This window comes from Streptomyces sp. cmx-4-9, assembly GCF_046548835.1.
Classification (GTDB): domain Bacteria; phylum Actinomycetota; class Actinomycetes; order Streptomycetales; family Streptomycetaceae; genus Streptomyces.
This window is the reverse complement of the sequence record NZ_JAEBEE010000007.1, coordinates 253562-278607: the sequence shown is the minus strand read 5'-3', so window position 1 is coordinate 278607 and position 25046 is coordinate 253562. Positions and strand designations below refer to the sequence as shown.

At 74.5% G+C, this 25046-nt stretch carries 20 protein-coding genes; 3 read left to right on the top strand and 17 right to left on the bottom strand.

Annotated features, from left to right (window positions below; all coding sequences use genetic code 11):
- Positions 1–13: 13 nt before the first annotated feature.
- From ACLJTM_RS22880 to ACLJTM_RS22805, 16 genes are all read right to left on the bottom strand, one after another.
- Complete coding sequence (locus ACLJTM_RS22880; RefSeq protein ID WP_411105547.1) at positions 14–868, bottom strand: DUF1932 domain-containing protein; 855 nt, start codon at positions 866–868, stop codon at positions 14–16.
- Positions 869–879: 11 nt separating this feature from the next.
- On the bottom strand, positions 880–1629 hold the full coding sequence (locus tag ACLJTM_RS22875) for an HAD family hydrolase (RefSeq protein ID WP_411105546.1): 750 nt from the start codon (positions 1627–1629) through the stop codon (positions 880–882).
- Positions 1630–1638: 9 nt separating this feature from the next.
- On the bottom strand, positions 1639–2598 hold the full coding sequence (locus ACLJTM_RS22870) for an FHA domain-containing protein (RefSeq protein WP_411105791.1): 960 nt from the start codon (positions 2596–2598) through the stop codon (positions 1639–1641).
- A 47-nt stretch (positions 2599–2645) separates the two neighbouring features.
- On the bottom strand, positions 2646–3968 hold the full coding sequence (locus ACLJTM_RS22865; RefSeq protein ID WP_411105545.1) for a vWA domain-containing protein: 1323 nt from the start codon (positions 3966–3968) through the stop codon (positions 2646–2648).
- Between the two features lie 106 nt (positions 3969–4074).
- The gene (locus tag ACLJTM_RS22860) at positions 4075–5034 is read right to left on the bottom strand and encodes a PP2C family protein-serine/threonine phosphatase (RefSeq protein ID WP_411105544.1); all 960 of its coding nucleotides are present in this window, start codon (positions 5032–5034) and stop codon (positions 4075–4077) included.
- Between the two features lie 540 nt (positions 5035–5574).
- Entirely contained in the window at positions 5575–8520 is a 2946-nt protein-coding gene (locus ACLJTM_RS22855) for a tetratricopeptide repeat protein (protein ID WP_411105543.1), read from the bottom strand.
- On the bottom strand, positions 8517–9764 hold the full coding sequence (locus ACLJTM_RS22850; protein WP_411105542.1) for a hypothetical protein: 1248 nt from the start codon (positions 9762–9764) through the stop codon (positions 8517–8519). The genes ACLJTM_RS22855 and ACLJTM_RS22850 overlap by 4 nt, the downstream gene beginning before the upstream one ends.
- A gap of 122 nt (positions 9765–9886) precedes the next feature.
- Complete coding sequence (locus ACLJTM_RS22845) at positions 9887–10828, bottom strand: glutamate ABC transporter substrate-binding protein (protein ID WP_411105790.1); 942 nt, start codon at positions 10826–10828, stop codon at positions 9887–9889.
- A gap of 233 nt (positions 10829–11061) precedes the next feature.
- The gene (locus tag ACLJTM_RS22840; RefSeq protein ID WP_411105789.1) at positions 11062–12462 is read right to left on the bottom strand and encodes a hypothetical protein; all 1401 of its coding nucleotides are present in this window, start codon (positions 12460–12462) and stop codon (positions 11062–11064) included.
- 210 nt (positions 12463–12672) lie between these two features.
- A complete protein-coding gene (locus ACLJTM_RS22835; RefSeq protein WP_411105541.1) occupies positions 12673–13725 on the bottom strand; it encodes an N-acetylglucosamine kinase in 1053 nt (350 codons plus the stop codon).
- Positions 13716–14990, bottom strand: coding sequence for a 6-phospho-beta-glucosidase (locus ACLJTM_RS22830; RefSeq protein ID WP_411105540.1), 1275 nt, complete (start codon positions 14988–14990; stop codon positions 13716–13718). The genes ACLJTM_RS22835 and ACLJTM_RS22830 overlap by 10 nt, the downstream gene beginning before the upstream one ends.
- A 5-nt stretch (positions 14991–14995) precedes the next feature.
- Positions 14996–15835 (bottom strand): carbohydrate ABC transporter permease, encoded by an 840-nt coding sequence (locus tag ACLJTM_RS22825; protein ID WP_411105539.1) that lies wholly within the window; start codon positions 15833–15835, stop codon positions 14996–14998.
- Positions 15832–16791: a carbohydrate ABC transporter permease gene (locus ACLJTM_RS22820; protein ID WP_411105538.1), complete on the bottom strand. Its 960-nt coding sequence runs from the start codon at positions 16789–16791 to the stop codon at positions 15832–15834. Before ACLJTM_RS22820 ends, ACLJTM_RS22825 begins: the two co-directional genes overlap by 4 nt.
- A gap of 5 nt (positions 16792–16796) precedes the next feature.
- Positions 16797–18131 (bottom strand): ABC transporter substrate-binding protein, encoded by a 1335-nt coding sequence (locus ACLJTM_RS22815; protein ID WP_411105537.1) that lies wholly within the window; start codon positions 18129–18131, stop codon positions 16797–16799.
- A gap of 140 nt (positions 18132–18271) precedes the next feature.
- A complete protein-coding gene (locus ACLJTM_RS22810) occupies positions 18272–19558 on the bottom strand; it encodes an ROK family protein (RefSeq protein ID WP_411105536.1) in 1287 nt (428 codons plus the stop codon).
- Between the two features lie 141 nt (positions 19559–19699).
- Positions 19700–20788 (bottom strand): mechanosensitive ion channel family protein, encoded by a 1089-nt coding sequence (locus ACLJTM_RS22805; RefSeq protein ID WP_411105535.1) that lies wholly within the window; start codon positions 20786–20788, stop codon positions 19700–19702.
- Positions 20789–21087: 299 nt separating this feature from the next.
- Here ACLJTM_RS22805 and ACLJTM_RS22800 point away from each other — a divergent pair, with 299 nt between their 5' ends.
- The 3 genes from ACLJTM_RS22800 to ACLJTM_RS22790 all read left to right on the top strand — a co-directional run bounded on the left by ACLJTM_RS22800 (position 21088) and on the right by ACLJTM_RS22790 (position 24258).
- Complete coding sequence (locus tag ACLJTM_RS22800; RefSeq protein WP_411105534.1) at positions 21088–21624, top strand: HNH endonuclease; 537 nt, start codon at positions 21088–21090, stop codon at positions 21622–21624.
- A 340-nt stretch (positions 21625–21964) separates the two neighbouring features.
- Positions 21965–23998, top strand: a complete 2034-nt coding sequence (locus tag ACLJTM_RS22795; protein WP_411105533.1) for a 4-alpha-glucanotransferase — start codon at positions 21965–21967, stop codon at positions 23996–23998.
- Positions 23999–24018: 20 nt separating this feature from the next.
- Positions 24019–24258: a hypothetical protein gene (locus ACLJTM_RS22790; RefSeq protein ID WP_411105532.1), complete on the top strand. Its 240-nt coding sequence runs from the start codon at positions 24019–24021 to the stop codon at positions 24256–24258.
- A gap of 155 nt (positions 24259–24413) precedes the next feature.
- On the opposite strand, the gene ACLJTM_RS22785 is transcribed toward ACLJTM_RS22790, so the two are convergent.
- On the bottom strand, positions 24414–24959 hold the full coding sequence (locus ACLJTM_RS22785; protein ID WP_411105531.1) for a MarR family winged helix-turn-helix transcriptional regulator: 546 nt from the start codon (positions 24957–24959) through the stop codon (positions 24414–24416).
- Positions 24960–25046: the final 87 nt, after the last annotated feature.

Below are 25046 nucleotides of genomic sequence, written 5' to 3'. Positions count from 1 at the left end.
CGCCGCTGCACCGTCATTCCGACGACAGCGGGTTCCGGCGCAGGAACGCCAAGGCCTCCTCGACGCTGAGCGGAAGGTCGCGGGCAGCGTCCCAGCGGCCGAGTGTCTGCGCGGCGGCCGTCATCAGCTCATCGGGGAGTCCGGCGTCGCTCAGCAGGGCGGCGGCATCGGTGAGCTCGGGTGCCCAACGCCATGCCCGTGCAGCCGCTTTGGGGATGTAGTCCGTTTCGGTGAGGTAGCTGCCGCGCCGCTTCGACGCGATGGCGAGCAGTTCGTCCCCGACACCATGGACCTGCGCGGCCCCGTACGCGAGCGCTGCCAGAACGCGGGACGCCTTCTGGTAACTGGAGTAGGCCAGTTTGAGAGCCGAAGCGGCTCCGATCTCGGGCCCCAGATCATGAGTACGGATGTCCGTACCGACGAAGATCCGCTGGACTGCACCGGTAGGGCCGGGCGCCCCGGCGAGGTAGAGCGTCGGCGTCTTGCCGCCGACGGGCGGGGAACCCACCACCGCTCCGTCGATGGTCTGCGCACCGTCGAGGAGAGCAGCGATACGGCGCAGGCGATCCGGAGAAATCGCATTCGCCTCCACAAAAGGGCGTCCGCCGAAACCATGCGCGGCAACCTCGGAAGCGACGGCCTCCGCCGCGGCCGGCGGGCAGAGGGACAGGACCATATCCGCGCGGTCCACGAGTTCGGACAGGGCTGCGGGCTCCAGCCCGGCCTGTTCGGCACGCCGCCGGGTGGCCTCGCTCCGTCCGTGCGGGCACCACAGGACGGTGATTCCCCGCGCACGCAGCTGAGCGCCGAACGCTGCTCCCATGCTGCCGGGATGGAGTAGTCCCACCGTGGTGGCGGATCCCGTCATCGTCGTCTTCCTCAAGAGGTGCCGTCCAGCAGCAATCGCACGGCAAGGAGGGCCGTGGACCTGTACTGGTCGGGGGCTTGCAGGTGGGCGGGCCATCGGGACGGGGCGCCGATCCAGAGCGTGTGAAGTCCGGAGAGCCGTCCGCCGTGGATGTCCTTGACGGGGTCGTTGCCCACCATCCACCCGCCGTCCTCCACGGTTGCCCCGCAGGACACGGCGGCCGCGGCGAACAGCCGGGGGTCGGGTTTGCGGAACCCCACAGGTCCGGATGCGCCCACCCCGTGGATGCGGCGGCCGATTCCGGTGGCCTCCAGCTTGGCGTGCTGGATGTCCGCCGGGCCGTTCGTCGCGATGCCGAGCCGCCATCCGCGCGAGCTCAGTTCGTCCAGCCCGTCGAGCACCTCGGCCGGGCACACGGAGAGCGCGGCCATGTCCGCCAGGTACGCCGTCCACAGCTCCTCGGCCGGAGCGGCCAGGCCGTAAAGCGTGCGGATCGCCTGGAAATCGGAGATCGCGGCACGCTCGCCCAGGCGGGCGAGGACGGCGCCGTGCTGCTCCGCGGTCAGGTGATGGCGGTCGGCAAAACGCATCAGCGTCGCCGCGAGCGCGGCCCGGCGGTCGACGAGCGTGTCGTCGAGGTCGAAGAGGGCCAGCCGTTGCCCCCGCGCCGCTCGACCGCCACGTCCGGGCCGGCCGGCCGCGGGGCGGGACGGGAAACCGAGCCCCGGCGGGGAGGGCTCGGCGACCGGGCGTCGGGGCATCGGTCGGGGTCAGGTGTGGCGGATGGTGATGGTGGTCCAGGCGCCCACGTGGACGCGGTCGCCGTCCGTGAGGGGGACCGGGACGTACGGCTGGATCGGGTCCTCGCCGCCGTTGATCGTCGTGCCGTTGGTGGAGTTCTGGTCCACCACCGCCCAGCTGAGGTCCGGCTGCTGGACCAGGACCGCGTGCTGGTGCGAGACTCCCGGGTCCTCCGGCGGCACCGACAGGTCGATGTCCGGGGATTCGCCGGTGGAGGCGCGGCGGCGGCCGATGGTGACCTGGCCGCCGGAGAGCGGCAGGTGCTGCTCCGGGGCGTACGCGGGCAGGTTGAGGCCGGCCGCCTCGGGGCCGCTGCGGTGCATCATCGCCAGGAAGTACGAGCGGTCCGGGCCGATCGTCGCGGTCCAGCCGCCGCCCTGCGCCGGGAACGGCTGGTACTGCTGCTGGTGCTGCTCCTGCGGGTACTCCTGCGGCGGCGGCTGCTGCTGGTACTGCGGCTGCGGCGCCTGCTGCTGGTACGGGGACTGCTCGTGCGCGGGCGGCGGCAGCAGCCAGTCGTCCTCGCGCTGCAGCGGCTCCGCCGGCCGGTTCACCCGGGACGGCCGCGAACCCTGGTACTCGAAGTGGTCCTGGGAGTACGCCGCCGGCGGCACGGCCGGGGGCGGCGGCGGGGGCGCGGGGGCAGCGCCCTGGGCGCCCGCGTCGGACGGGGCCGGCGTGTACGAGGTCGCCGAGCGGGTCAGGAAGTTGTAGCGGCACTCCTCGCAGAACGGGGCCATGGCCTCGCGCGGGGTGCGGCACTGCGGGCAGAGCTCGGCCTGGGCGGTGGCGTCACCGGGGACCGGGGGGAAGCCGTAGCCGTACGAGGGGGCCGGCGGGGCGCCCTCGGAAGCGGAGGCCATGCGGTGGCCGCACACCTCGCACCAGTCGTCGGAGGCGGACTGGTGCCCGTTCGGGCAGGTCGGCATGGCGGCGCTTCCCCCTTCTTCTCCCTGCGTCATCGCGACAGGTCTTCTCAGGTCTTCTTGACTCGGACGGTCTGTGTCGAACGCGTTTCAAGAGTCATCTCGTCGGCATCGGCGACCTTCGCTTTCAGCCGCACAGTACCGTTCGCGGCATCGACGACATCCACCACCTTCGCCAGCAGTTTCGCAGTGTCGGCGTTGCCCGACGCAGTCGCCAGCTGCACGGCACGCCCCAGTTTGGCGGTGGCACCATCGACATCGCCCAGTTTGCGGGCTTCCAGCCCCTGTTGGATAGCCTGCGCGAGCTCCGCCTGCCCGGTGTAGTGCGCGACCTGCGGGTTGATCGCGGTGGAAGCCGCCGGATCGTCCGTCCACACCGCGCGCACCAGCCCCTGGGCGAGGACCTCCGGCGGCGCGCCCGCCGGCCCCGGCAGGACCAGCGTGGCCCGGGCGGCGAGCATCTCCTGGCCGACGGCCGCGCCCGGGACGCGTACGCACACGTGGTACTCGCGGGACTCGTCGCCCCAGGACCCCGTCGGGTAGTCGCCCGCGCGCGGGCCCGCCTCCACCCGCCGCGCGGTCAGGTCCTGCACGGCGGGTGCGACCTGCTTCACGTACTGGATCTCCGCGCCCACCGGGGTCCACAGCCGCAGCGCCACGTCCGCGACCTCCTTGCCCATGACGTTCTCCATCATGAGCGTGAAGTCCTCGGCCAGGTGGGCCGGGTCGGCCACGATGTCGGCGGAGCCGAGCAGTGCGCTCGCGATGCCGGTCACCTCCTTGACCTCCCAGTCGGTGCCGACCCCGCGGGCGTCGCAGGTGAAGCGGCCCGCGCAGGCGTCGAGGGTGGCGCGCAGGACGGCCGGGTCCTCGTGCTCGTTGCGGCCGTCGGTGAGCAGGATGCCGTGCCGGATGGGGGCGGAGGTCTGGCGCAGCAGCCCGTCGGCGAGGCGCAGCCACGTCCCGATGGCGGTGCCGCCGCCGGAGCTGAGCCCGCGCAGGGCCTCCTTGGCCTGCGCCCGGGTGGCGGGGTCGGCCACGGCGAGCCGGCCCTGGCCCGGGTAGACCTCCCTGGCCACGTGCGTACCGGCGACCACGGCGAACGAGGTGCCGTCGCGCAGGGTGTCGACGGCCGCGGCGGTGGCCTCGCGGGCCCCGCGCATCTTGTCGGGCGGGTACTCCATGGACCCCGAGCAGTCCACCATCACCACGACGGCGGCCGAGCCGTGGGCCGCCGCCCGGGTGGCGGTGGCGCCGCCGCTGGAGGTGACCGTGACGATCGCGTGGACGTCCCGCCCGCCCTGCGGCAGGAACTCGTTCTGGTACACCTCCACGCTGAACCGCGGGGCGCTCGGCTTGGCGAAGTTCGCCATCGGTGGAACTCCTGGGGGCTCTGGGGGCTCGGGGCAGGCGGACGGACGGGGGCACGCGGACGGATGGACGGGCCCGGGGGGCCGGGCGCGGACGGACCGCCGGTGGTCAGGCCCGGGGGTGCGCCTCCGGGCCGGCGGGCGGCTCCGGGGGCGCGCCCTGGACCTGTTCCGGCGCCGCGAACGGTACGACGGCCACGGTGACGTTGTCGTGGCCGCCGCCGTCGAGGGCGTGCCCCACCAGGACCTGCGCACTGTGCAGGGGGCGGGCCGCGGCGTCGGCGGGCAGCACCTGGGCCATCTCCCGGGCGGATTCGGCGTAGTTCCACAGGCCGTCGGTGCACACCACGACCACACCGGGGTGGTCCGGCTTGAAGGTGGCCGTGTGCGGTTCGAGGTCGTACGCATCGGCCCCCAGCCAGCCCGTGATGGCGTGCGCGCGGACGTCGGCGTAGGCCTCGGTCTCGCCCATCAGCCCGGCCGCGACCATCTGCGCCGCCCAGGAGTCGTCCTCGGTGAGCCGGCGCGGCAGGGCGGCCCGGTCGTCGGGTACCCAGTAGGCCCGGCTGTCGCCCACCCAGCCGATGGTCAGCAGGCCGCCGCTGACCACGGCGCCGACCAGGGTGCAGGCGGGGGCGTTCTGCGCACCGGCCACCTCCGGGGCCAGGGCGTTGACGGCGGTCGCGGCGGCGAGGATCGCCTCGTGCATGGCCTCCTGGGGGTGCGCGCCGCGGGGGAGGGCTTCGAGCAGGGCCTCGTTGGCGGCGGCCGCGGCGGCGGCCGAGGCCTCGTCGGGGCGGCTCGCGGACGAGACGCCGTCGCAGACGATGGCCACGGTGGCCGCGGAACCGTCCGGCAGGGCGGTGGCCGCCACGGCGAACGAGTCCTCGTTGCGGTGGTGGCGCAGCCCGCGGTCGCTGACGGCGGCGACGCTGCCGAGCTCCTCCTCCAGGTGGTCCCGCTCCCGGGGCTGGGCGTGCCCGCAGTGCTCGCAGTACCCGTCGGTGTCCACCCGCCCGGCCCGGCAGGCCACACAGGTCTTCCCGCCGTCGGCCGCACCGCCCTGCACGGGGGCCTCCGGAGCCTGCGGAGCATGCGGGGCCTCCGGTGCCTCCGGTGCCTGAGCGCCTCCCGGCTGAGCGCCCTGCACCGGAGCCTGCGGCGCGTCCGTTTCCGAAGCCTCCGCGCCCTGCCGCGAGCCGCTCACGCCCGGGCCGTGGCCTTCGCCACCGCCATCGGCTTCGCCCGGGCCCGCTTCCCCGGCCGGTTCCGGCTCCTCGCCGGGCGGCAGGTCGTACCGGGCGACGGGGGCCCCTACGGGCCAGGGCGCACCGCCCTGCGGCGGTGTCGCGGCCGCGGCCGCGCTCTGCCCCGCCGGGCCGGCGGGCCAGCCCGCCGCGTCACCGACCAGCGTCGGCGCCGCCTCGCTGACACTGCCCCACCCGGGTGCGGGTTCCGGCGCGGCCGGGGCAGCGGAAGCCCCCGCCGCGGCCGGGTGTACCGGAGGGGCAGCGGAGACGGGGTAGCCGCAGACTCCGCAGAAACGGTCCCCCTCTTCGAGGGGTTCCGCACAGCTGGGGCAGCCCGACGGCCGATGCATCGACATCAATCACACCCACGTCCGGGGACGGAAACGGTTTGCCCGCTCCACCAGTTCGATCCTCTCCTCGCCCCGCTGTGCCAGCCGTGCGAGGAGGCGGTACGAGCGCTCCAGGCCGAAGCGCAGGCCCCGCTCGTCCAGTTGACTGCCGAGCAGCGTGGTCCGGCCGGGGTCGGCACCCCGGCTACCCGACAGTACCCAGTCCAGGGCCGTGCCCAGAACCTCGGCTGCCAGCCGTTCCTGCCGCTCCGGGTCCAGCCCGAACCGCCGCAGCGCCTCCACCTGGTCGGAGGCGGCCGCCAGATCGGACAGCAGCGGCTCCTGCGCGGACCGGTCGCGCAGACGTGCGCGTACGGAGGCCACCCGTGCGGCGGTGTAGTGGATCGACGCCTCCGGTACCGATTCCAGGGTACGCACGGCCCCGGCCCGGTCACCTGCGGCGAGCTGGACCCGGGCCAGCCCGAAGGCCGCGCTGACGAACCCGGGGTCGGTGATCCAGACCAGCCGGTAGTACTCGGCGGCGTTGTCCAGCTGCCCCAGCACCTCCGCGCACAGGGCGAGCGCCAGCTTCGGTGCGGGTTCGCCCGGGAAGGCGTCGTAGATGGCGTCGAAGGACAGGGCCGCGATCTCGTTCTCGCCGGTGGCCAGCGAGGCGATGCCGCGGGCCCACACCACCCGCCAGTCGTCGGGGTGGCGGGCCTCCAGGTCCGCCAGGCAGGCGCCGGCCGCGGGCAGCTCGCCCAGCTCCAGCCGGGCGCGCAGCTCCCGCAGGCGCAGCTCGGCGGAGTCCGCCGGGGCGGAGGCCAGCGCGCCGAGCAGGTCCGCCGGGGCGGAGGCCAGCAGCCCGGTCAGGAACCCGGCGTTGGGGTCGCCCGCGTCCACCAGGGGTACGGGCAGGGCCAGCGCGGCGTCGGCCGCGTCCAGGGTGCTCTCCGCCGCCGCCGCCGCCGTCGCCGCCGCCGTCGCCGCCGGCGGTGGTGGCAGGAGGACGGGCACCGGCGCTACGGGTCCCGCGGACCGGGCCGGAGCCGCCGGAGCCGCCGGAGCGCCGGGGTCTCCGGGTGCCGGTCGGGGCCCCGGCACGGGAACGCCCGCCACGTGCGTGGCGGTGGTCCCCAGCGCGGGCAGCGGCGCGCCGCCGGCCCCCGGCGGGCCGGCCGGGGAGGCCGCAGCGACGGACCGGGCGGCGACCCCGGGCACACGCGCACCGACGGCACCGACGGCACCGACGGCACCGACGGCACCTACGGCACCGACCGCACCCGCCGCACCGGCGCCTCCGCTTCCGTCACCCCCGCCGCCCCGCGTGGCCGCCCGCACGGAGCGCCCGCGGCCCCGTACCGCGAAGAGGCCGCCCCGCCGGGAGGACGGTCCCCGCGGGTCGGTCCGGTAGCCCAGCCGGGAGACGGCTGAGCCCCCGCCGCCGGCCCCCTCGGCCTCGGTGAACAGCCGGGTGTCCGGAACCCTCAGCTCCGGCCCGAACAGCGTCGACAGCTGAGGCCTCGGCCGGCCCGTCTGCAGGGCCACCACTTCCCGCAGGACACCCGTCAGCTGGTCCGCCATCTCCTGCGCGGACGCGAAACGCCGCCCCGGGTCCGGATCCGTGGCGCGGACCAGCAGCCGGTAGAAGGACTCGTACCGGGCGAAGACCTCGATGTGCTCCGGGTCCGGCAGCGAGTCCGCGAAGACGTTCGTGTAGCCCTGGAAGTCGAAGGTCAGCACGGCCAGCGTGCGCGCCACCGTGTACAGGTCGGAGGCGACCGACGGCCCCAGCTCCGCGACCTCCGGGGCCTGGTAGCCGACCGTGCCGTAGATGGCCGACTCCTCGTCGTCCATCCGTCGTACCGCGCCCATGTCGATCAGCTTCAGCTGGTCCTGCTGCTGGATCGCGTTGTCGACCTTGAAGTCGCAGTACAGCAGGTTCCGGCTGTGCAGGTGGCCGAGTGCCTCCAGCGCCTCGATGCCGTACGCGCAGGCCTGTTCCACCGGCAGCGGGTCGCGGCGGCCGTCGGGCCGGCGCCGCCCGTTCGCGATCTCCTTCAGGGACTTGCCGCCGACGTACTCCATGACGATGTACCCGTCCAGCGATCCGGTCCGCTGGTCCAGGTGCTCCACGAAGTTGTAGATCCGCACGATGTTGGAGTGCTCGATCTCCGCGAGGAAGCGCCGCTCCGATATGGCGGCCTCCATGGCGTCCTGGTCGCCGGTGTCCAGGAGGCCCTTGAGGACCACCCACCGGTCCGAGACGGCCCGGTCCACCGCCAGGTACACCCAGCCGAGGCCGCCGTGCGCCAGGCAGCCCGCCACCTCGTACTGGCCGTGCACCACGTCGCCGGAGCGCAGCTTGGGCACGAAGGAGTACGGGTGGCCGCACTTGGTGCAGAAGCCCTCGGTACGGCCCGGCCGCTCCCCGCGGGAGCGGCCCACCGGAGCCCCGCAGTCCGAGCGCGAGCAGAACCGCTTGCGCTCCGGCACCTCCGGGTTCTCCAGCACCGCCGCCGACGGGTCGGGGCGCGGCACCTCCGGCACGTTGACCAGCCCGGCGCCCAGCCTGCTGCGCCCGGAGGAGGCGGCGGCGGAGCCCGAACTGCGGACCGAGACCGACCGGGTGGAGGCGGCCCCCGACAGGGCGCGCGAGAGCCGTCCCGAGACCGAGCGCCGCGACGAGGACGACCGCGAGGACCGCGCCGAGCCCGAGGACCGCGCCGAGCCCGAGGACCGCGCGGAGCCCTGCGAACCCTGCGAGCCCTGGGACCCCCGGGACCCGCCGGCGCCAAGGCCCCCGCGCGCCGCGCTCGTCATCCCCGTCGGGGGCGACACCAGCTCCTGCGCCCCCGCGGCGACCGAGCCGGCCGGGGCCAGGCCGCAGGTGTCGCAGTACAGCTCGCCGCCGCCCATGTCCTCGTACGTCCCCGGACAGCCGGGGCGGACACACGCCGTTCCGTTCAGGCTCATGCGCCCTCCTTTCCGGGAGTCCCCGTGCCCTGCAGTGCTTCGCGTGCCGCCTGCTGGTAGCGCAGGACGGCCTGCTCGGCGGCCCGCAGGTCGCAGGGCGCGCTCCACAGCATCCGGCGGGCCGCGTCGTACCGCTCGACCAGCAGCAGGTCCTCCGCCAGCCCGTGCCGGGCCACCTTCGCCTTGTACGCGTCGAGCCGCCCGCGCAGCTCGGCCCGTACCGCCAGCGGCGCCGTCACCGCGGTCAACGACTCACGGGCCCTGCGCAGTTCCTCCTCCGCCCGTTCCTCCAGGGACTCCAGCAGCGGGGACAGCCGGTGCCAGCGCGCCTGGCGCCGGTGCTCGGCCGCCGCCGCGAGCTGCTCCTGGAGCACCGTCGGCGGCCCGCTCACCGCGGGCACCTCGGATGCCGCGATCTTCGCGAGGACCTCGCCGCGCGCGGTCCGGGCCTCCGCCAGGGTCCGGTCGGCCCGCGAGAGCACGTCCCGCAGGCTGATCAGCCGCTGTTCGGCGTCCTGCCGTACGGCGAGCACCGCCTCGACCTCCCGGCGTACGTCCTCCAGCGCGAGCGCGGCCCGGTCGTAGCGCCCGGTGTCCGGACGGCCTCCGCCGGGCGCCGAGCTGCCCGCCACCGGCACCCAGAACGCCAACGGGTCCGCGATCACCTGCGCCCGCAGCTGCGCCAGTTCGGCCGTGATGGCTTCCAGGTCGTCGCCCGAGGGGTGCTCCCCGGGGCGGACGCCGACCGAATGGGCCAGGTTCCGGGTGCGGTGCAGTTCGGCGGAGAGCAGGTCGATCCGGGCGGGCAGCGCCGTCCACACCGCGTCGGCGGCGACCACCACGTCCAGCGAGGTCGCGTACAGGCTGTTCATCCGGGTGACGAGTTCGGCGAGGGAGAGCCGCTCGGTCAGGGCCGCGCCCTGCGCGCCGGCCCCGGCGATCTGCACCCCGGGCCCGCGCAGCCGCTCGGTCAGCTCGGTCAGGTCCTCGCGGTTCGGCCAGCGGCGCCGCTCGCGGATCTTGCGGGCCGCGGTCAGCGCCCCGCTGTAGGCGTCGAAGTACGTCCACAGCCGGGTGACGGCCGCGTCGGCGACGGCCCACCGCTCGGCGGTGACCCCGGTCAGGGCGGCCCCCTCCAGCAGTCGGCGCCCCGCGTGGTCCTGGAGCGCGAGCAGCGAGGTCTCGACGGCCTCGTGCTCGGCGCGCAGCCGGGCCAGGGCCCGGTCGACGTCGTCCCGGTCCATCACTGCCGACCACGCCTCCAACGAATGCGCCTCCGCCCGCGCCGCCGCGCCCGATCCCGCTCCTGTTCCCGCCCCTGCGCCCGCTTCCGCCCCCGGGGCGGTGTCCCCGTCCGCCACCGGCGTCAGCCGTCCCGGTACTTGGGTGCGGGCGGCGCGGACACGCCGGGCAGCACGGGCTCCAGGTGCTTGCGGTACGCCCGCATCCAGGGGCTGTCACCGCCGCCCGCGCGGTAGTTCTCCAGCACCTTGTTGACCCTGCGGACCAGGCCGCCCGCGTCCTTGTTCATGGCGACCCCGTAGAACTCCTTGGTGAAGGGCGAGCCGACCAGCCGCACCGAGGGGTCCTGCGCGGCCTGGCCCGCAGCGAGCGCGTTGTCCGTGATGATGCCGTCCACCTCGCCCAGCTGGAGCCGCACCAGGCAGTCCAGCTGGTTGGGCACGCCGACCGGGACCGCCCCGTACGACTGGGTCTTGAGCGCCGCCTCCGCCGTGGAGCCGGTCGCGGTGCAGATCCGGCGGTCCTTCAACGAGGCGTCGTACCCGGTGATCGGGGAGGCCTTGGGGACCAGCACCTGCTGGCCGGCCTCGAAGTAGGCCGTGGAGAAGGCGACGTCCTCCAGGCGCTTGCAGTTGATCGTCATGGTGCGCACGACGACGTCGACCCGGCCCTCCTGGAGCGCCGGGACGCGCTGGCTGGTGGGGATCGCCCGGTAGATGACCGCGTTCTCGTCGCCCAGGATGTCCTTGGCTATGGCCTTGACCAGGTCGATGTCGAAGCCGTCCAGGCGGCCCTCGGCCGCCTGGTTGCGGTAGCCCCAGCGGAAGCTGTTCTGGTCCACGCCCGCGACGAGCTTGCCCGCCGCCTTGATCCGGGCGATGGTCGCGCCGTCGACATCGGAGGGCCGCAGGCTCGCCTCCGGGTCCTGGCAGGTGTCGGCCGGTGCGGCCGGGGCGCCGGCCTGGGGGGCGGGCTCGTGGACCCCGCCCGTACGGCCGGACTCCGGAGCGGCCTGGGCCAGCGGCAGCAGTACGGCCAGGGCCGTCACGGCGCAGGCGGCGGCCATCGCGCTGACCCCACCCCAGCCGCGCAGCCGCCCCTTGAGCCGCCGCAGCCCGGACCGGCCGGCCCCGCCGCCGCCGGCTGCAACCGCCTCCCGCTGAACGACTGGTGCGTCGGGTGCGTCCGGTGCGCCCGGGGCGCCGGCCACGGGCTCCCCGCCCGCGGCGCCGTCCCGGTCCGCGCCGCGCAACCGGCCCTCGAACCCCTCGGAGACCCTCACTCGTTTCCGCATCGCCGTCACCTGTACTCCGAAAGCCTGCGCCCGATGCCGAGCAGTGCCGCCGCAGCGCCCACGACCGCGAGGACCGCCGCGCCGGTCGCCAGGCCGCCCAGGGCGCCGAGCCCGCCCCGGGCCGCCCGGGTGAACTCCTGCTGCTCGTGGGCCACCGCCTGCTCCAGGGAGGCGTCGACGGTGTCGAAGGCCGCCCCGCTGCTGTCCTTGTGCCGGTCGTCCCCGATGACCTGGGTCAGCGCGGCCTCGTAGTCCCCCCTCAGGTCGGACTCCCGGGCCGCCGCGTGCCGTTGCTTCCACTGCTCCACGCCGTCCACGGCTGCCGTCACGGGCGTCTTCCCGGCCGGGTCGTCGGCCAGCCGGAGGGCCGTGGAGAGCCCGGACTCCAGCTGTTCCAGGTTGCTCCTGAAGTCCGCGTCGTACTTGTCGGACTTGGCGTCCTCCGCCAGTACGGCGCCGCGCGCCACCAGCGTCAGGTTCTCCCCGGCCCGCGCCTGCAGCGAGGCGATCCGGGCGTCGTTGAGCACCTTCAGGGACTCCTGGCCGTCGGAGCGGGCCTCGCTCAGGCCGGACCGTGCGACGGTGTGCCCCACCGCCAGCCACAGCAGCACCACCACCGAGGCGGCCGTCGCCGCCACCAGCCCGTGGTTGAAGACGCGGTTCGTGCGCCGGTAGTTGCGGCGCTGCGCCCAGGCCAGGGCGGCGAGCGCGAGCAGGCCGGTACCGATCGAGGCCAGCGGCCAGGACCGGGCGTCGTCGTAGTCCGTGTAGAGCCGGCCGGTCTCGGCCTCGTACAGCCGCTGCGCCGCCGGGAGCAGCTGCGTGGTCATCTGCTCGTTCGCGTACCGGAGGTAGGCGCCGCCCAGCGGAAGCCCCTGCCGGTTGGTGGCGCGGGCCTGCTCGACCAGCCCGGTGTAGCGCGGCAACTGCTCGCTCAGCAGGGCGATCTGCCGGCGGGAATCCTCATCCGCCCGGGTGTTGGCGGCCGCGTTCACCAGCAGCTTGGAGGCGTTGGCGATGTCGGCCTCGTACCGCCGGCGGACTTCCCGCGACTCCTGCGCACCCGCGAGGAAACCGCTGGAGGAGGCGGTGTCGGCGTCCGCGAGGGAGCGGTAGATGCTCGCCGCGTCCGCGCTCAGCGGCTGGCTGCGGCCCACCACGTCGTCGGCGGCCGTGACCCGGGCCGCGATCTCCCAGACGCTCACCGCGCCGAACAGGACGATCAGGGCGGCCAGTACGGCGCCGATGATCCGCAGCCGGCCGGGCTCCGTCGTCGCCGCGGCCCGCAGCCGCTCCACGCCCTCGGCCCAGGCGGTGCCCCGCCCGGGCAGCCCGCCGGGCGGCGGTGCCTGCGGCCCTGCGGGCGGCCCGGCGGCGCCGCCGGGCGCGGGCGCGCGCGTTGTCATCGCCACCGTGGCCTCCCCCTCGGTCTCACACCCCCCAGCCACCCCTGGGAGGTACCCCCTGCGCAGCAGTATGGCCGCATCGGCCCCCGGCCACAGCACCCGGTGCCCGATCACGGACGATCCGTCCGTGCGGGCGCCCCCGCCGCCCTTCACCGTCAATACGTCCGTACGGCCGCCACGGTTCCAGATGCGGGGCTCCGAGGGGCGCGTTCACCCGAAATGGGCACGGAGTCTTCCGTGCGCCCCGGGCGGGGAACCGAGCGCGTCCAGACCGAGCAGGGCCGCGCCGAGCACCGGCGGGGCCGAGACCACCTCCATCCGGGCGAGCGGGGCCCGATCGGCCAGCAGTTCCCCGATCCGCCCGTTCAGCTGCGGGTGCCGGGCCGTGAGCACGCTCCCGCCCAGCAGTACGGGCACCTCCTCGTCCAGCAGGCCGAGCCGGCCCAGCGCGACCCGGGCCAGCACCACCACCTCCTCGGCCTGCCGCTCCACGATCGCCGAGGCCACCGCGTCCCCGGCCGCGGCCACCGCGAACAGGACCGGCACCAGCTCGTGGGTGCGCCGCTGGTCGAGGGCGCCCAGGTGCAGCGCCTCGATCAGTTCGTACATGGACCCGAGGCCGAAGTGGCCGGGCAGCGCGGCAGCCAGCCCGGTGGGCCCGCCGCGGCCGTCCTCGGCGCGCGCGGCCCACCACAGGGCCTCCGCCGCCAGGCCGCTCCCGCCGCCCCAGTCCCCGGAGACCCTCCCGAGTGCGGGGAAGCGGGCCGTCCGCCCGTCGGGCAGCATGCCCACGCAGTTGATGCCCGCCCCGCACACCACCGCGACCCCGCGGGGCTCGTCCACCCCGGCCCGCAGGATCGCGAAGGTGTCGTTGCGGACCGCGGTCGCCTCGCCCCAGCCACGGGCTGCCAGGGCCTGCGCGAGCCGGTGCTCCTCCACGGGCAGGTCGGCGTTGGCGAGACAGGCCGAGACCCGGGCGGCCCAGGGCGCCCCCGGCTCCCGCGCGGGCAGGCCCGCAGCCGCCACGGCCTCCGCCACGGCCTGCCCGACGACGTCCAGGGCCTGCTCGACCCCGGTCAGCGGCGGCTGGAAGCCCCCGGAACGCCCGGTTCCCAGCACGGTGCCGTCCGCCGCGACCAGCGCGACGTCCGTCTTGCTGTTGCCCGCGTCGACCGCGAGGACGGCCGCGGCGGGGGGCCCGGCCGGGGCGCCGGCCGCGGACGGGGCGGTCGGGCTGACGGGTACGGCCCGGCTCAGGCCCATGGCAGGTGCTCCTTGTTGTGCGCCAGCAGACGGTCCGTGAGCCCCTCGGCCAGCTCGAACTGGCCGACCAGCGGGTGCGCGAGCAGGGCCTTGAAGACCCGCTCGCGGCCGCCGCGCAGTGCCGCGTCCAGGGCGAGGTCCTCGTACGCGCTCACGTGCGCGACCAGTCCGGCATACAGCGGGTCCAGCCGCGGTACCGCCAGCGGCAGCGGCCCGGCGGCCCCGGTTCCGCGGACGCGGGCCTGCACCTCGATCACGGCGTCGTCCGGGAGGAAGGGCAGGGTGCCGTTGTTGTACGTGTTGACCACCTGCACGGCGGACCCGCCGCCGCCGAGCAGCGCGGCCGCCAGGTCCACGGCCGCCTCCGAGTAGAAGGCGCCGCCGCGCCGGGCCAGCAGCGCCGGTTTCTCGTCCAGCGCGGGATCGGCGTACAGGCCGAGCAGTTCCTGCTCCATCGCGGCGACCTCGGCGGCCCGCGAAGGACGGGTGCCCAGCTCCCGGACCACCTCGTCGTGCGCGTAGAAGTAGCGCAGGTAGTAGGAGGGGACGGCGCCGAGGCGGTCCAGGACGGCCCTGGGCAGGTGCAGGTCCCCGGCGATCGTGTCGCCGTGCGCCGCGAGCAGCCCCGGCAGCAGGTCCTCGCCGTCCGGGCCGCCCCGGCGCACGCCCAGCTCCCAGGTCAGGTGGTTGAGCCCCACGTGGTCCAGGTGGACCTCGGCCGGCGCGAGGTCCAGCAGCGCCGCGAACTTCCGCTGGAAGCCGATGGCCACGTTGCACAGGCCGACCGCCTTGTGCCCGGCCTGGAGCAGGGCCCGGGTCACGATGCCGACCGGGTTGGTGAAATCGATGATCCAGGCCTGCGGATTGGCCCGGCGGACCCGCTCGGCGATGTCGAGGACCACCGGGACGGTCCGCAGCGCCTTGGCGAGCCCGCCGGCCCCGGTGGTCTCCTGGCCGACGCAGCCGCACTCCAGCGGCCAGGTCTCGTCCTGCAGCCGGGCCGCCTGACCGCCGATGCGCAGCTGGAGCAGGACGGCGTCCGCGTCGGCGACTCCCGCGTCGAGGTCACCCGTGGTGGTGACCACCGCGGGATGCCCGTGCCGGGCGAAGATCCGCCGGGCGAGGGCGCCGATGAGTTCCAGCCGGTCGGCGGCGGGGTCGATCAGCACCAGTTCGCCGACGGGGAGGGTGTCGCGCAGCCGGGCGAAGCCGTCGATCAGTTCGGGCGTGTAGGTGGAACCGCCGCCCACCACTGCGAGTTTCATGGGCACTAGCCTTTCACTCCGGTCAGGGTGACGCCCTCGACGAAGGCCTTCTGGGCGAAGAAGAAGAGGACGATCACCGGCGCCATGACCAGCACGGTCGCGGCCATGGTCAGGTTCCAGTTGGTGTGGTGCGCCCCCTTGAAGGACTCCAGCCCGTAACTGAGCGTCCAGGCGGCCGGGTTGTCGGAGGCGTAGATCTGCGGGCCGAAGTAGTCGTTCCAGGCGGTGAAGAACTGGAAGAGGGCGACGGCCGCGAGGCCGGGTCTGGCCATCGGCAGCACCACGCGCAGCAGGGTGCGGACCTCGCCGCAGCCGTCGATGCGGGCTGCGTCCAGGTACTCGTCGGGGATGGTCAGCAGGAACTGGCGGAGCAGGAAGATGGAGAAGGCGTCACCGAAGGCCATCGGGACGATCAGCGGCCACAGCGTGCCCGAGAGGTCGAGCTGCTTGGCCCAGAAGAGGTACATGGGGATGACGACCACCTGGGGCGGCAGCATCATCATCGCGATGACCAGGAGCAGCGTCAGCCGGCGCCCGCGGAAGCGGAACCTGGCGAGGGCGTAGGCGACGGGCAGCGAGGAGGCCACGGTCAGCAGGGTGCCGAGCCCCGCGTAGAGCAGGGTGTTGCGCCACCAGGTGAGGAAGCCCGGGGTGTGCCACACGGTGGCGTAGTTCTCCCACGCCCAGGTGTCCGGCCACAGGTCTCGGGTCAGTGCCTGCCGGTCGCCCATCAGGGAGGTCAGCAGCAGGAAGACGAAGGGGAGGACGAAGAAGAGGGCGGCGGCCACACCGAGCGCGTGCACGCCGACCCAGTGCAGTACGGCCTTGCGGCGGCGCATGCTCATTCACCTGCTCCGATCAGTCCGCCACGGCGGCGCATCAGGAGCGCGGTGAAGGCCATGGAGAGGGCGAAGAGGACCAGCGCGACGACGCAGGCGGTGCCGTAGTCGAAGCGCTGGAAGCCGAGGTTGTAGACCAGCTGGGGCAGCGTCAGGGTGGACTTGTCGGGGTAGCCGGGCTCGAACTGCTGCCCCGAGCCGCCGATCACCCCGGCCGCGACCTTCCCGGCGACCAGCGGCTGGGTGTAGAACTGCATGGCCTGGATGACCCCGGTGACCACGGCGAACAGGATGATCGGGGAGATGTTCGGCAGGGTGATGTGCCGGAACCGGGCCCAGGCCCCGGCCCCGTCCAGCTCGGCGGCCTCGTACTGCTCCTTGGGGACGTCGAGCAGCGCGGCCATGAAGATGACCATCAGGTCGCCCACGCCCCACAGCGCGAGGACGGTGAGGGCGGGCTTGGACCAGGCGGCGTCGGTGAACCAGCCGGGGGTGGGCAGCCCCACCCCGTCCAGCAGGGTGTTGACCGGGCCGGTGCCGGGGTTCAGCAGGAAGACGAAGCCAAGGGTCGCGGCGACCGGCGGGGCCAGGCAGGGCAGGTAGAACAGGGTCCGGAAGATCCCGGCGCCCGTCTTGATCCGCGTGATGAGCAGCCCCACGCCCAGGCCGAAGACGACCCGGCAGGAGACCATCACCACGACCAGCCACAGGGTGTTGCGCAGCGCGGGCCAGAACAGCGGATAGTCCGTGAAGACGTACGCCCAGTTGTCCAGGCCGTTGGGGGCGGGCGGGCGGAAGCCGTCGTAGCGGGTGAAGGAGAAGAAGACGGTGGACAGCAGGGGGTAGGCGAAGAAGACCGCGAACCCGATGAGCCACGGGGACAGGAAGGCCGCGGTCCGCAGGGCGGAGCGTCGGTGCCGGGCGCGCAGGGCCGGGTTGTCGCGGGTGCCGGTGTCGTCCATCGCCCTTACTCCGCCTTCGCGATGTCCGTGTCGATCTGCCGGTCGGCTCCGGCGAGGGCGGCCGGGATGTCGGTGACGGCGCCCTTCTCGACGGCGTACGCGAGGTCGGTGAAGGTCAGCTGGTAGGTGCCGCCGTCGGCCCGGGCCGGGGTGGTGCTGGACTTCGGGTGCCGGGCGATGTCGAGGAAGGTCTTGAAGGCCGGGCTGACCTGGAGGCCGGGGGATGCGAGGGCGGCCAGCGTGGACGGCACGTTGTGGATGGCGTTGGCGAAGGCCACCACGGCCTCGGTGTCGGTGGTCATGTACTTCACCAGTTCCCAGGCGGCGTTCTGCTTCCTGCTGCCCGAGGCGATGCCCATGACCGTGCCGGACAGGTAGCCCTTGCCGTAGTCGGCGGCCTGCTCGTCGGGGACGGGCAGCGGCGCGGTGGCGACCTCGAAGCCGACCCCGGCCTCCTCGGCCATCGCGGCCCGCCATTCGCCGTCGATCTGCATGGCGACCCGGCCGGTGTGGAAGGGGTGCTCGGCGCTCCACTCGTCGCCGAAGGTGGCGCGGAACCTCTCCAGCCTCTCGTAGCCGCCGAGTGCATCGACCAGGTCCTTCTGCGCGGTCAGCATCTTCGCGAAGGCCGGGTCCTTCGCCAGGTTGGAGCTGCCGTCGGGGGCGAAGTACGTGGGGCTCCACTGCGCGGCCAGGCGCATCGGGGTCGTCTCGTACCCGTGGAAGACGGGCATCAGGCCGACCTGCTCGTACGTATCGCCCTTGGGCTTGGTCAGCTTCTTCGCGACCTCGGTGAACTGGCTCCAGGTCCGAGGCGGTTCGGTGATCCCGGCGGCCGTGAAGGCCGTCTTGTTGTAGACGAGGCCGTACGCGTCGTTGAGCAGCGGCAGGGTGCACTGGTTGCCGTCGAACTGCGTGTACTCCAGCAGGGTCTTGGGGAAGACCCGGGCCTTGTCGATCCCGGACTTCTGCAGGAAGGGGTTCAGGTCGGCGAAGGCGCGGGAGTTGCAGAACTTGCCGACGCTGTCGGTGGTGAAGGAGGACACCACGTCGGGGGCCTTGTCCCCGCCCGCCCGCAGCGCCTGGTTGATCTTGTCGTCGGTCATGTTGCCGGTGACCTGCACCGTGATGTTCGGGTGGGCCTTGCGGAACCGGGCGATGTTCTCCTCGATCGCCTTCGTCTCACTCGGGGCGGACCAGCCGTGCCAGAAGGTCAGGGTCACCTCGCTGTTCGGATCGTCGGCGGCGGCCGCGCCGCTCTGGCCCGTACAGGCGGTGGCGAGCACCGATATCGCGGCGAGGGCGGCGGCTGCGGCGGTGAGGCGGCGGTGTCTGGGCATGGCGGTGTCACTCTCTGCGCGGGGTGCTTCCTGGACGGGGAGGGGTGCAGAAGGCGGTACGGAGGGACGGGCGTGCGGGGGCGGGCGCGGGGCGCCCGGCCCGGGGAGACCGGCGGGAGGCCGGCCCACGACCGGCGGGGTCAGCGCGAGGTGTCGAACACTTCGTCGCGGGTGGTGGCGAGCGCACTCTCCAGCGCACCGCGCAGCACCGGCCGTTCGCGGACCTCGCCGGTGACCAGCCGCGGCCGGGAGGGGGACAGCTCGCCGATCTCGGCCTCCAGCAGGGCGCGCAGCGGGTCGCCGCCGGCGGTGATGGCCGCCCCGGACAGGACGACGATCTCGGGGTCCAGGACCGCGACGAGGGAGGCGAGGCCGGTGGCGAGCGCGGTGGCGTAGGACTCCAGGAAGCGCAGGTACGGCCCTTCGGGCGTGGCGGCGGCCCGTTCCAGCAGGGCGACGGCGGCGGCGACCTCGGGTCCGTGCGGCATCTGCGCCGCGCCCGGCGCCGGCCGGCCGGCCGGGTCCTGCGGGCCGCCGGCCGGCGGCTGCGGGGGCGCGGCGCGTTCCGGTCCGGCCTCGATGCCCAGCTCCGCGGCGAGCCGCGGCAGCACCTGCACGCCGGCCAGCTCCTGGTAGCCGCCGGTGTTGGCGCGGGCGACCTGGCGGACCAGCGGATGGCCGGGCACGGGCAGGAAGCCCACCTCGCCCGCGCCGCCGGTCCAGCCGCGGTGCAGCCGGCCGCCGAGCACCAGGGCGGCGCCGAGGCCGTCCTCGTTCCACAGCAGGACGAAGTCCTGGTGCCCGCGGGCGGCGCCGAGGCGCTGCTCGGCGACGGCGGCCAGGTTGACGTCGTTCTCGTACTCCACGGGCAGGGTCAGGGCCGCGGCCAGCTCGTCGAGGAGGCGGGGGGAGTGCCAGCCCGGGAGGTGGCCGGCGTAGCGCAGCCGGCCGGTCCGCGGGTCGAAGGCGCCGGGGGTGGCGACCACGACGCGGTGCAGGTCGCCGTGGTGCAGTCCGGCGGCCTTGACGGCCCCGCCCAGGGCTTCGACGACCTGTTCCACGGCCGGGGTGCCCGCGGCGGCGGGGAGGGCGAAGCAGCCGACGACCTCCCCGGTGACGTCGGCAACGGCCGCGGTGATCCCCTGCGGGGTGACGTCGAGCCCGCCGACGTACGCCGCGCGGGGGTTGAGCGCGTACAGCTGGGCGCTGGGGCCGGGGCGGCCGGCGGCCGTCCCGGTGGCCACGACGAGGCCGGCGGACTCCAGGCGGGCCAGCAGCTGGGAGGCGGTGGGTTTGCTGAGCCCGGTGAGCCGGCCGATGGTCGTCCGGGAGAGCGGGCCGTGCTCCAGCAGCAGGTCCAGGGCGGCGCGGTCGTTCATGACGCGCAGCAGGCTGGGCGTGCCGGGGGCGGGCGGGGTGCCGGGCATGGGGCGGTTCTCCCTCGTCGGGCGGCTGCTCTTCCGCAACTGTTAAGTAAGTTTCCTATCAGGCTTCCCGCCCTGTCAATGGCGCTGCCCCCGCAGAAAGACCTGCGGGGGCAGCGGTGTCCGGACCGGTGGGGGTGCGGGCTATTTGGTGATCCGGGGGTTGCCGGGCGCGGCCGGCGGCGGGATCGGGGCGGTGGCCAGGGACTGCGGGGAGGCCGGGTTCGCCAGCGCCGAAGGCGCCGCGACAGCCGCCGAGGGGTCCGCCGCCGCCTCGTCCTCCTCGGCGTCGGGCAGGCCGCCGATGATCCGGATGCCCGCCGCGTCGAAGGCCTCCTTGATCCTCCAGCGCAGCTCCCGCTCCACCGCGAACTGCTGGCCCGGCATCGTCTTCGCGGCGACCTTGACCGTCATCGAGGCGAGCAGCACCTCGTCCAGGCCCAGGACCTCCACCGGGCCCCACAGGCGCTCGTCCCACGGGGACTCCTTGGCCATGGCCTCGGCCACCTCCTGGACCACCTCGCGGATCCGCGCCAGGCTCTCGGTGGGCTTGACCTGCACGTCCACCGTGGCCGTCGCCCAGCCCTGGCTGAGGTTGCCGATCCGCTTGATCTCGCCGTTGCGCACGTACCAGATCTCGCCGCTGTCCCCGCGCAGCTTGGTCACCCGCAGGCCCACCTCGACCACCTCGCCCGAGGCGACGCCGGCGTCGATCTTGTCCCCGACGCCGTACTGGTCCTCCATGATCATGAACACGCCGGACAGGAAGTCCGTGACCAGGTTCCGCGCGCCGAAGCCGATGGCCACACCGGCCACCCCGGCACTCGCCAGCAGCGGAGCCAGATCAATCTTCAGGGCGGCCAGGACCATCAGCGCGGCCGTGCCGAGGATGAGGAAGGAGGCCACCGAACGCAGCACCGAGCCGATGGCCTCGGACCGCTGGCGGCGCCGTTCGGCGTTGACCAGCAGCCCCCCGAGCGCCGTGCCCTGGACCGCCTCCGCGCTGGTGTTCATCCGGTGTATGAGCTTGGTCAGCGCCTTGCGGACCACCGAGCGCAGCGCCGCCGCTATCACCACGATCAGCAGGATGCGCAGGCCGACGCCCAGCCAGGCGGCCCAGTTCTCCTCGATGAAGCTCGCGGCGTTGGTGACGCTCTCGTGCGTGTCCTCGAAGGTCGTCGACTCGTCCGGGTGGGCGGCTGCGAGGGGCAGCAGGGCGGCAGGCCAGGGCACAGCGGGAACCTCCAGGTGTAGCGGCCTGCCCGCGGGGGCCCTTCCCCGGACGCGGCCCGGGGGCGGTGTGCGGGCAGGCCAACCACACTAACGGGGCAGTCCAGCCGCCGTGGTGCCCTGTTCGCCACAGGGGCGCGCCGACCTGCGCGGAGCCGCCGCCCCGCCGCGGCGGGTGTGGTTGAAAACACCCCGGACCCGTTACGGGCGCGTGGTGGCGCTTCGACCAGCCGTAAGGAGAGACTGGAGAGCAGATCGTCCCGGCGCGAGCCACGCGCCGCCGGCGTACAAGGAGGCAGTCCGTGCCGCACGTCCTGGTCCTCAACGCGTCGTACGAGCCGCTCGGCGTCGTACCGCTCCGCCGCGCGCTCGTCCTCGTCCTGGAGAACAAAGCGGTCTCCCTGGAAGAATCCGGCGCCTTTCTGCACAGCGCGACCAGAGCCGTCCCCGCTCCCAGCGTGGTCCGGCTCAAGCGCTTCGTGCGGGTCCCCTACCGGGGGCCCGTTCCGCTCACCCGCCGTGCCCTCTTCGCCCGCGACGGCGGCCGCTGCATGTACTGCGGCGGCGTCGCGACCAGCGTCGACCACGTGATCCCGCGCAGCCGCGGAGGCCGGCACGCCTGGGACAACGTCGTCGCGGCATGCCGCCGCTGCAACCACGTCAAGGCCGACCGGCACCTGCTGGAGCTGGGCTGGCGGCTGCGCCACCAGCCCGCCCCGCCCTCGGGTCTGGCCTGGCGGATCATCGGCACGGGCCACCGCGACCCCCGGTGGATGCCGTACCTCCAGCCGTACGGGGCCGACGACGCCCTGGAGCGGATCGGGGCCGCGGCCTCCTGAGCCGCGGGTCCGCCGCCGCGCGCCGGCGGCGGACCGCATCCGCACCCCGCCGAGCGGCCCACCGGCCCGGGCCGCCCGCGGGGGCCGCGGCGTGCCCGGCCGCCGGCCTGCCCCGGGAGGGCGGACGGGCGCCTCACCCCCGGCGTGCCAGGAGTGCGGTTCGTCCGAGTGGGTAAGGCTGCGGTGTCCCCCCGGCGGTGCTGCCCGGTGTCGTCCCCCTCCTGTGCACCACCCTGGTGCACCACGTTCCGCACCGCGTCCCGCCGATCCCGGCCCCGCCCCCGCACCACGCGTCTGCGCGACTTCTGACCCGCCCTCACGCACGGAGGAGTGCCCGCACATGGACGACCTGGACCGGCTCGCGGCCCTGCACGGCATCGCCACCGCCTACCAGCCCGGCGAGGACGCCACCGTCCGGGTGCCGCGCGCCACGGTCGCCGCGGTGCTCGGGCTGCTCGGCGTACCCGCCGCCACCCCCGAGGAGGTGGCGGCGCGCCGGGCGGAGGCCGAACAGGAGGCGGCGGCCCGGCTGCTGCCCCCCGTACTGGTGCACTGGGAGGGCGGACCGCCGCCGGCCGCACTGGCCGCCCTGCCGCCGGGCACCCGGATCCGCCTGGAGGCCGAGGGTGCCCCGCCGCAGCCCGCGCAGGAGGCCGCCGTGTGGGTGGCCGGCCCCGGCGGAGCACTGCCCGCCGCGCTGCCGTTCGGCGTGCACCGGATCACCGCCGAACTCCCGGACGGCCGCACCGCCGCCGCCACCCTGATCGCCGCCCCGGACCGGGCCCCGGCCGCGCCCGAGCGCGCGCACGGCCTCCTCGTCCAGCTCTACTCCCTGCTCTCGGAGCGCTCCTGGGGCATGGGCGACCTCGGGGACCTCGCGGAGCTCGCCCGCTGGGCCGGACGGACCCACGGCGCCGGGTTCATCCAGGTCAACCCGCTGCACGCCGGCGTGCCCGGGACGCCGAGCGACCCCTCCCCGTACCGGCCCTCCTCGCGCCGCTTCCCGGACCCGGTGCACCTGCGGGTCGAGGACGTCCCCGAGTACGCCGACTGCCCCGCCCGGGAGGCGCTCGCAGAACTCGCCGCACGCGGCGCAGCCCTGCGCCGCCGGGTGATCGAGGAGGGCGCCCTGATCGACCGGGACGCCGTATGGGACCTCAAGCGGCAGGCCCTGGAACTGCTGTACGCCGTTCCCCGCACCCCGCAACGGGCGGCCGCCTACGCCCGGTTCCGTGCCGAGCAGGGCCCGGCCCTGGACCGGCACGCCGCCTGGTGCGCGTCCGCGGCCGGGCAGGAACCGCGCGAGCACGGGGACTTCCACCGCTGGCTGGTCTGGCTGACGGACACCCAGCTCACCGCCGCCCAGCAGGCCGCCCGGGACGCCGGCATGGCCGTGGGCATCGTGCACGACCTCGCCGTCGGGGTGCACCCCGACGGATCGGACGCCCTGACCGGCCCCCACCACGCCCGGCACGTCTCCGTGGGGGCCCCGCCGGACGCCTTCAACGCCCGCGGGCAGGACTGGGGGCTGCCCCCGTGGCGCCCGGACCGCCTGGCGGACGCCGGCTACGCCCCCTTCCGGGCCCTGCTGCAGGGGGTGTTCCGGTACGCAGGCGCCGTCCGCATCGACCACGTGATGGGCCTGTTCCGGCTCTGGTGGATCCCGGAGGGCAGCCCGCCCGCGGAGGGCACGTACGTCGGCTACGACGGGGAGGCCATGCTGGCGATCCTGGTCCTGGAGGCCCACCGGGCCGGGGCCCTGGTGATCGGCGAGGACCTCGGGACGGTGGAGCCGGGCGTCCGGGAGGCGCTCGCCCGGCGGGGGGTCCTCGGCACCTCCGTGCTCTGGTTCGAACGGGACTGGACCGGCGGCGGGAAGCCGCTCGCGCCGCAGGACTGGCGGGCGGACTGCCTGGCCACCACGACCACCCACGACCTGCCCCCCACCGCCGCCAAGCTGGCCGGCGCCCATGTGGAACTGCGGGACGGGCTCGGGCTGCTGATGCGCCCGCTGGACGAGGAGCGGGCCGAGGACGCCGCCGACACCGCCGAGTGGCTGGACGTGCTGGAGGGGCTCGGCCTGGACACCAAGGGCGAGGAGGCCGCCGTCGCCGCCCTGTACGGGTTCCTGCTGCGCACCCCGGCCCGGCTGATCGGCGTGTGGCTGCCGGACACCGTCGGGGACCGGCGGCCGCAGAACCTCCCCGGCACCTGGGACCAGTACCCCAATTGGCGGCTGCCGATCGCCGATGCGGGAGGGCGCCCGCTGACCCTGGAGGCACTGGCCGCCTCGCCCCGGGCGAATGCCCTGCTGAGCGCGGTGCGCGCCGGAGTGCGGTCCCGTACGGCACCCCCGGGCGCGCGCTCCCTTTAGGTGTTCGCTACGTTTGCACCGTGGACAAGAAGAACGCTCTGCGCGCCGGCGCCGTTACGGCCGGAACGACGCTGATGATGCTGCTGATGACGTCTCCCGCGCTCGCGCTGACCCGCGACGACGGCGATGACCCGGGTCCGGGCCTGAGCATCGGCCAGACGCTCGGCCTGTACGTGGCCGCGCCGATCGTGCTGTTCCTGGTCATCGCGGGCCTCGTGATGGTCCTCGACAAGTCGCGCAAGCAGCCGAACCAGGGCTGATCCGGTCCGGCCCGAGGGCCGGTCCCGAAGCTTCCGGGGCGCCGGGGGTCCGCACCGCCGTTCGCACGGCGGTGCGCTGACCCTCGGCGCCCCGTCATGTCCGCGTGCTGCCCGCGCCCCTTCCCGGGTGGCCCGGACCGGTCCCCCCGCCCCCGTCAGATCCCGGCCAGCAGTTTGCGCAGCAGGCCGGTCAGGATCCGGACCTCTTCGTCGTCCAGCCCGGTCAGGGCGGCGCGCTGCACCTCCACGCCTGCGGTGACGGCCTCGTCGACCAGGGCGAGGCCGCGGTCGGTGATCGTCACCTGGAGTCCGCGCCGATCGTGCGGGTCGGGGGTGCGGCGGAGCAGTCCGGCCTTCTCCAGCTTGTCCAGACGCCCCGTCATGCCCCCGGTGGTGAGCATCAGGGTGGCCGACAGCCGACGGGGGGAGAGCGTGTACGGGGCGCCCGAGCGGCGCAGGGTGGCGACGACGTCGAACTCGCCGCGGGAGATGCCGTAGCGCCCGTACGCCAGCTCCGTCGCGGCCCCCATGGACCGGGCGATCCGGTAGATCCGTCCGAAGACGGCCATGGGGGTGGTCTCCAGGTCGGGGCGCACCGCGGACCACTGGGCGGTGATCGCGTCGACGGCATCCGGACGGACGGGTTCCGGGCCCTCGGTGTCCGCGGTGGTTCCGGGGGTTTCCCGGGAGGCGTCGCTCATGGGGTGCAGTATCCGGTGTCCCCTCGATCGTTCGCAAGAAAGAAGCTTGACGACAAGTAGCTTAGAGCTAAGCTACTTACAAGCAAT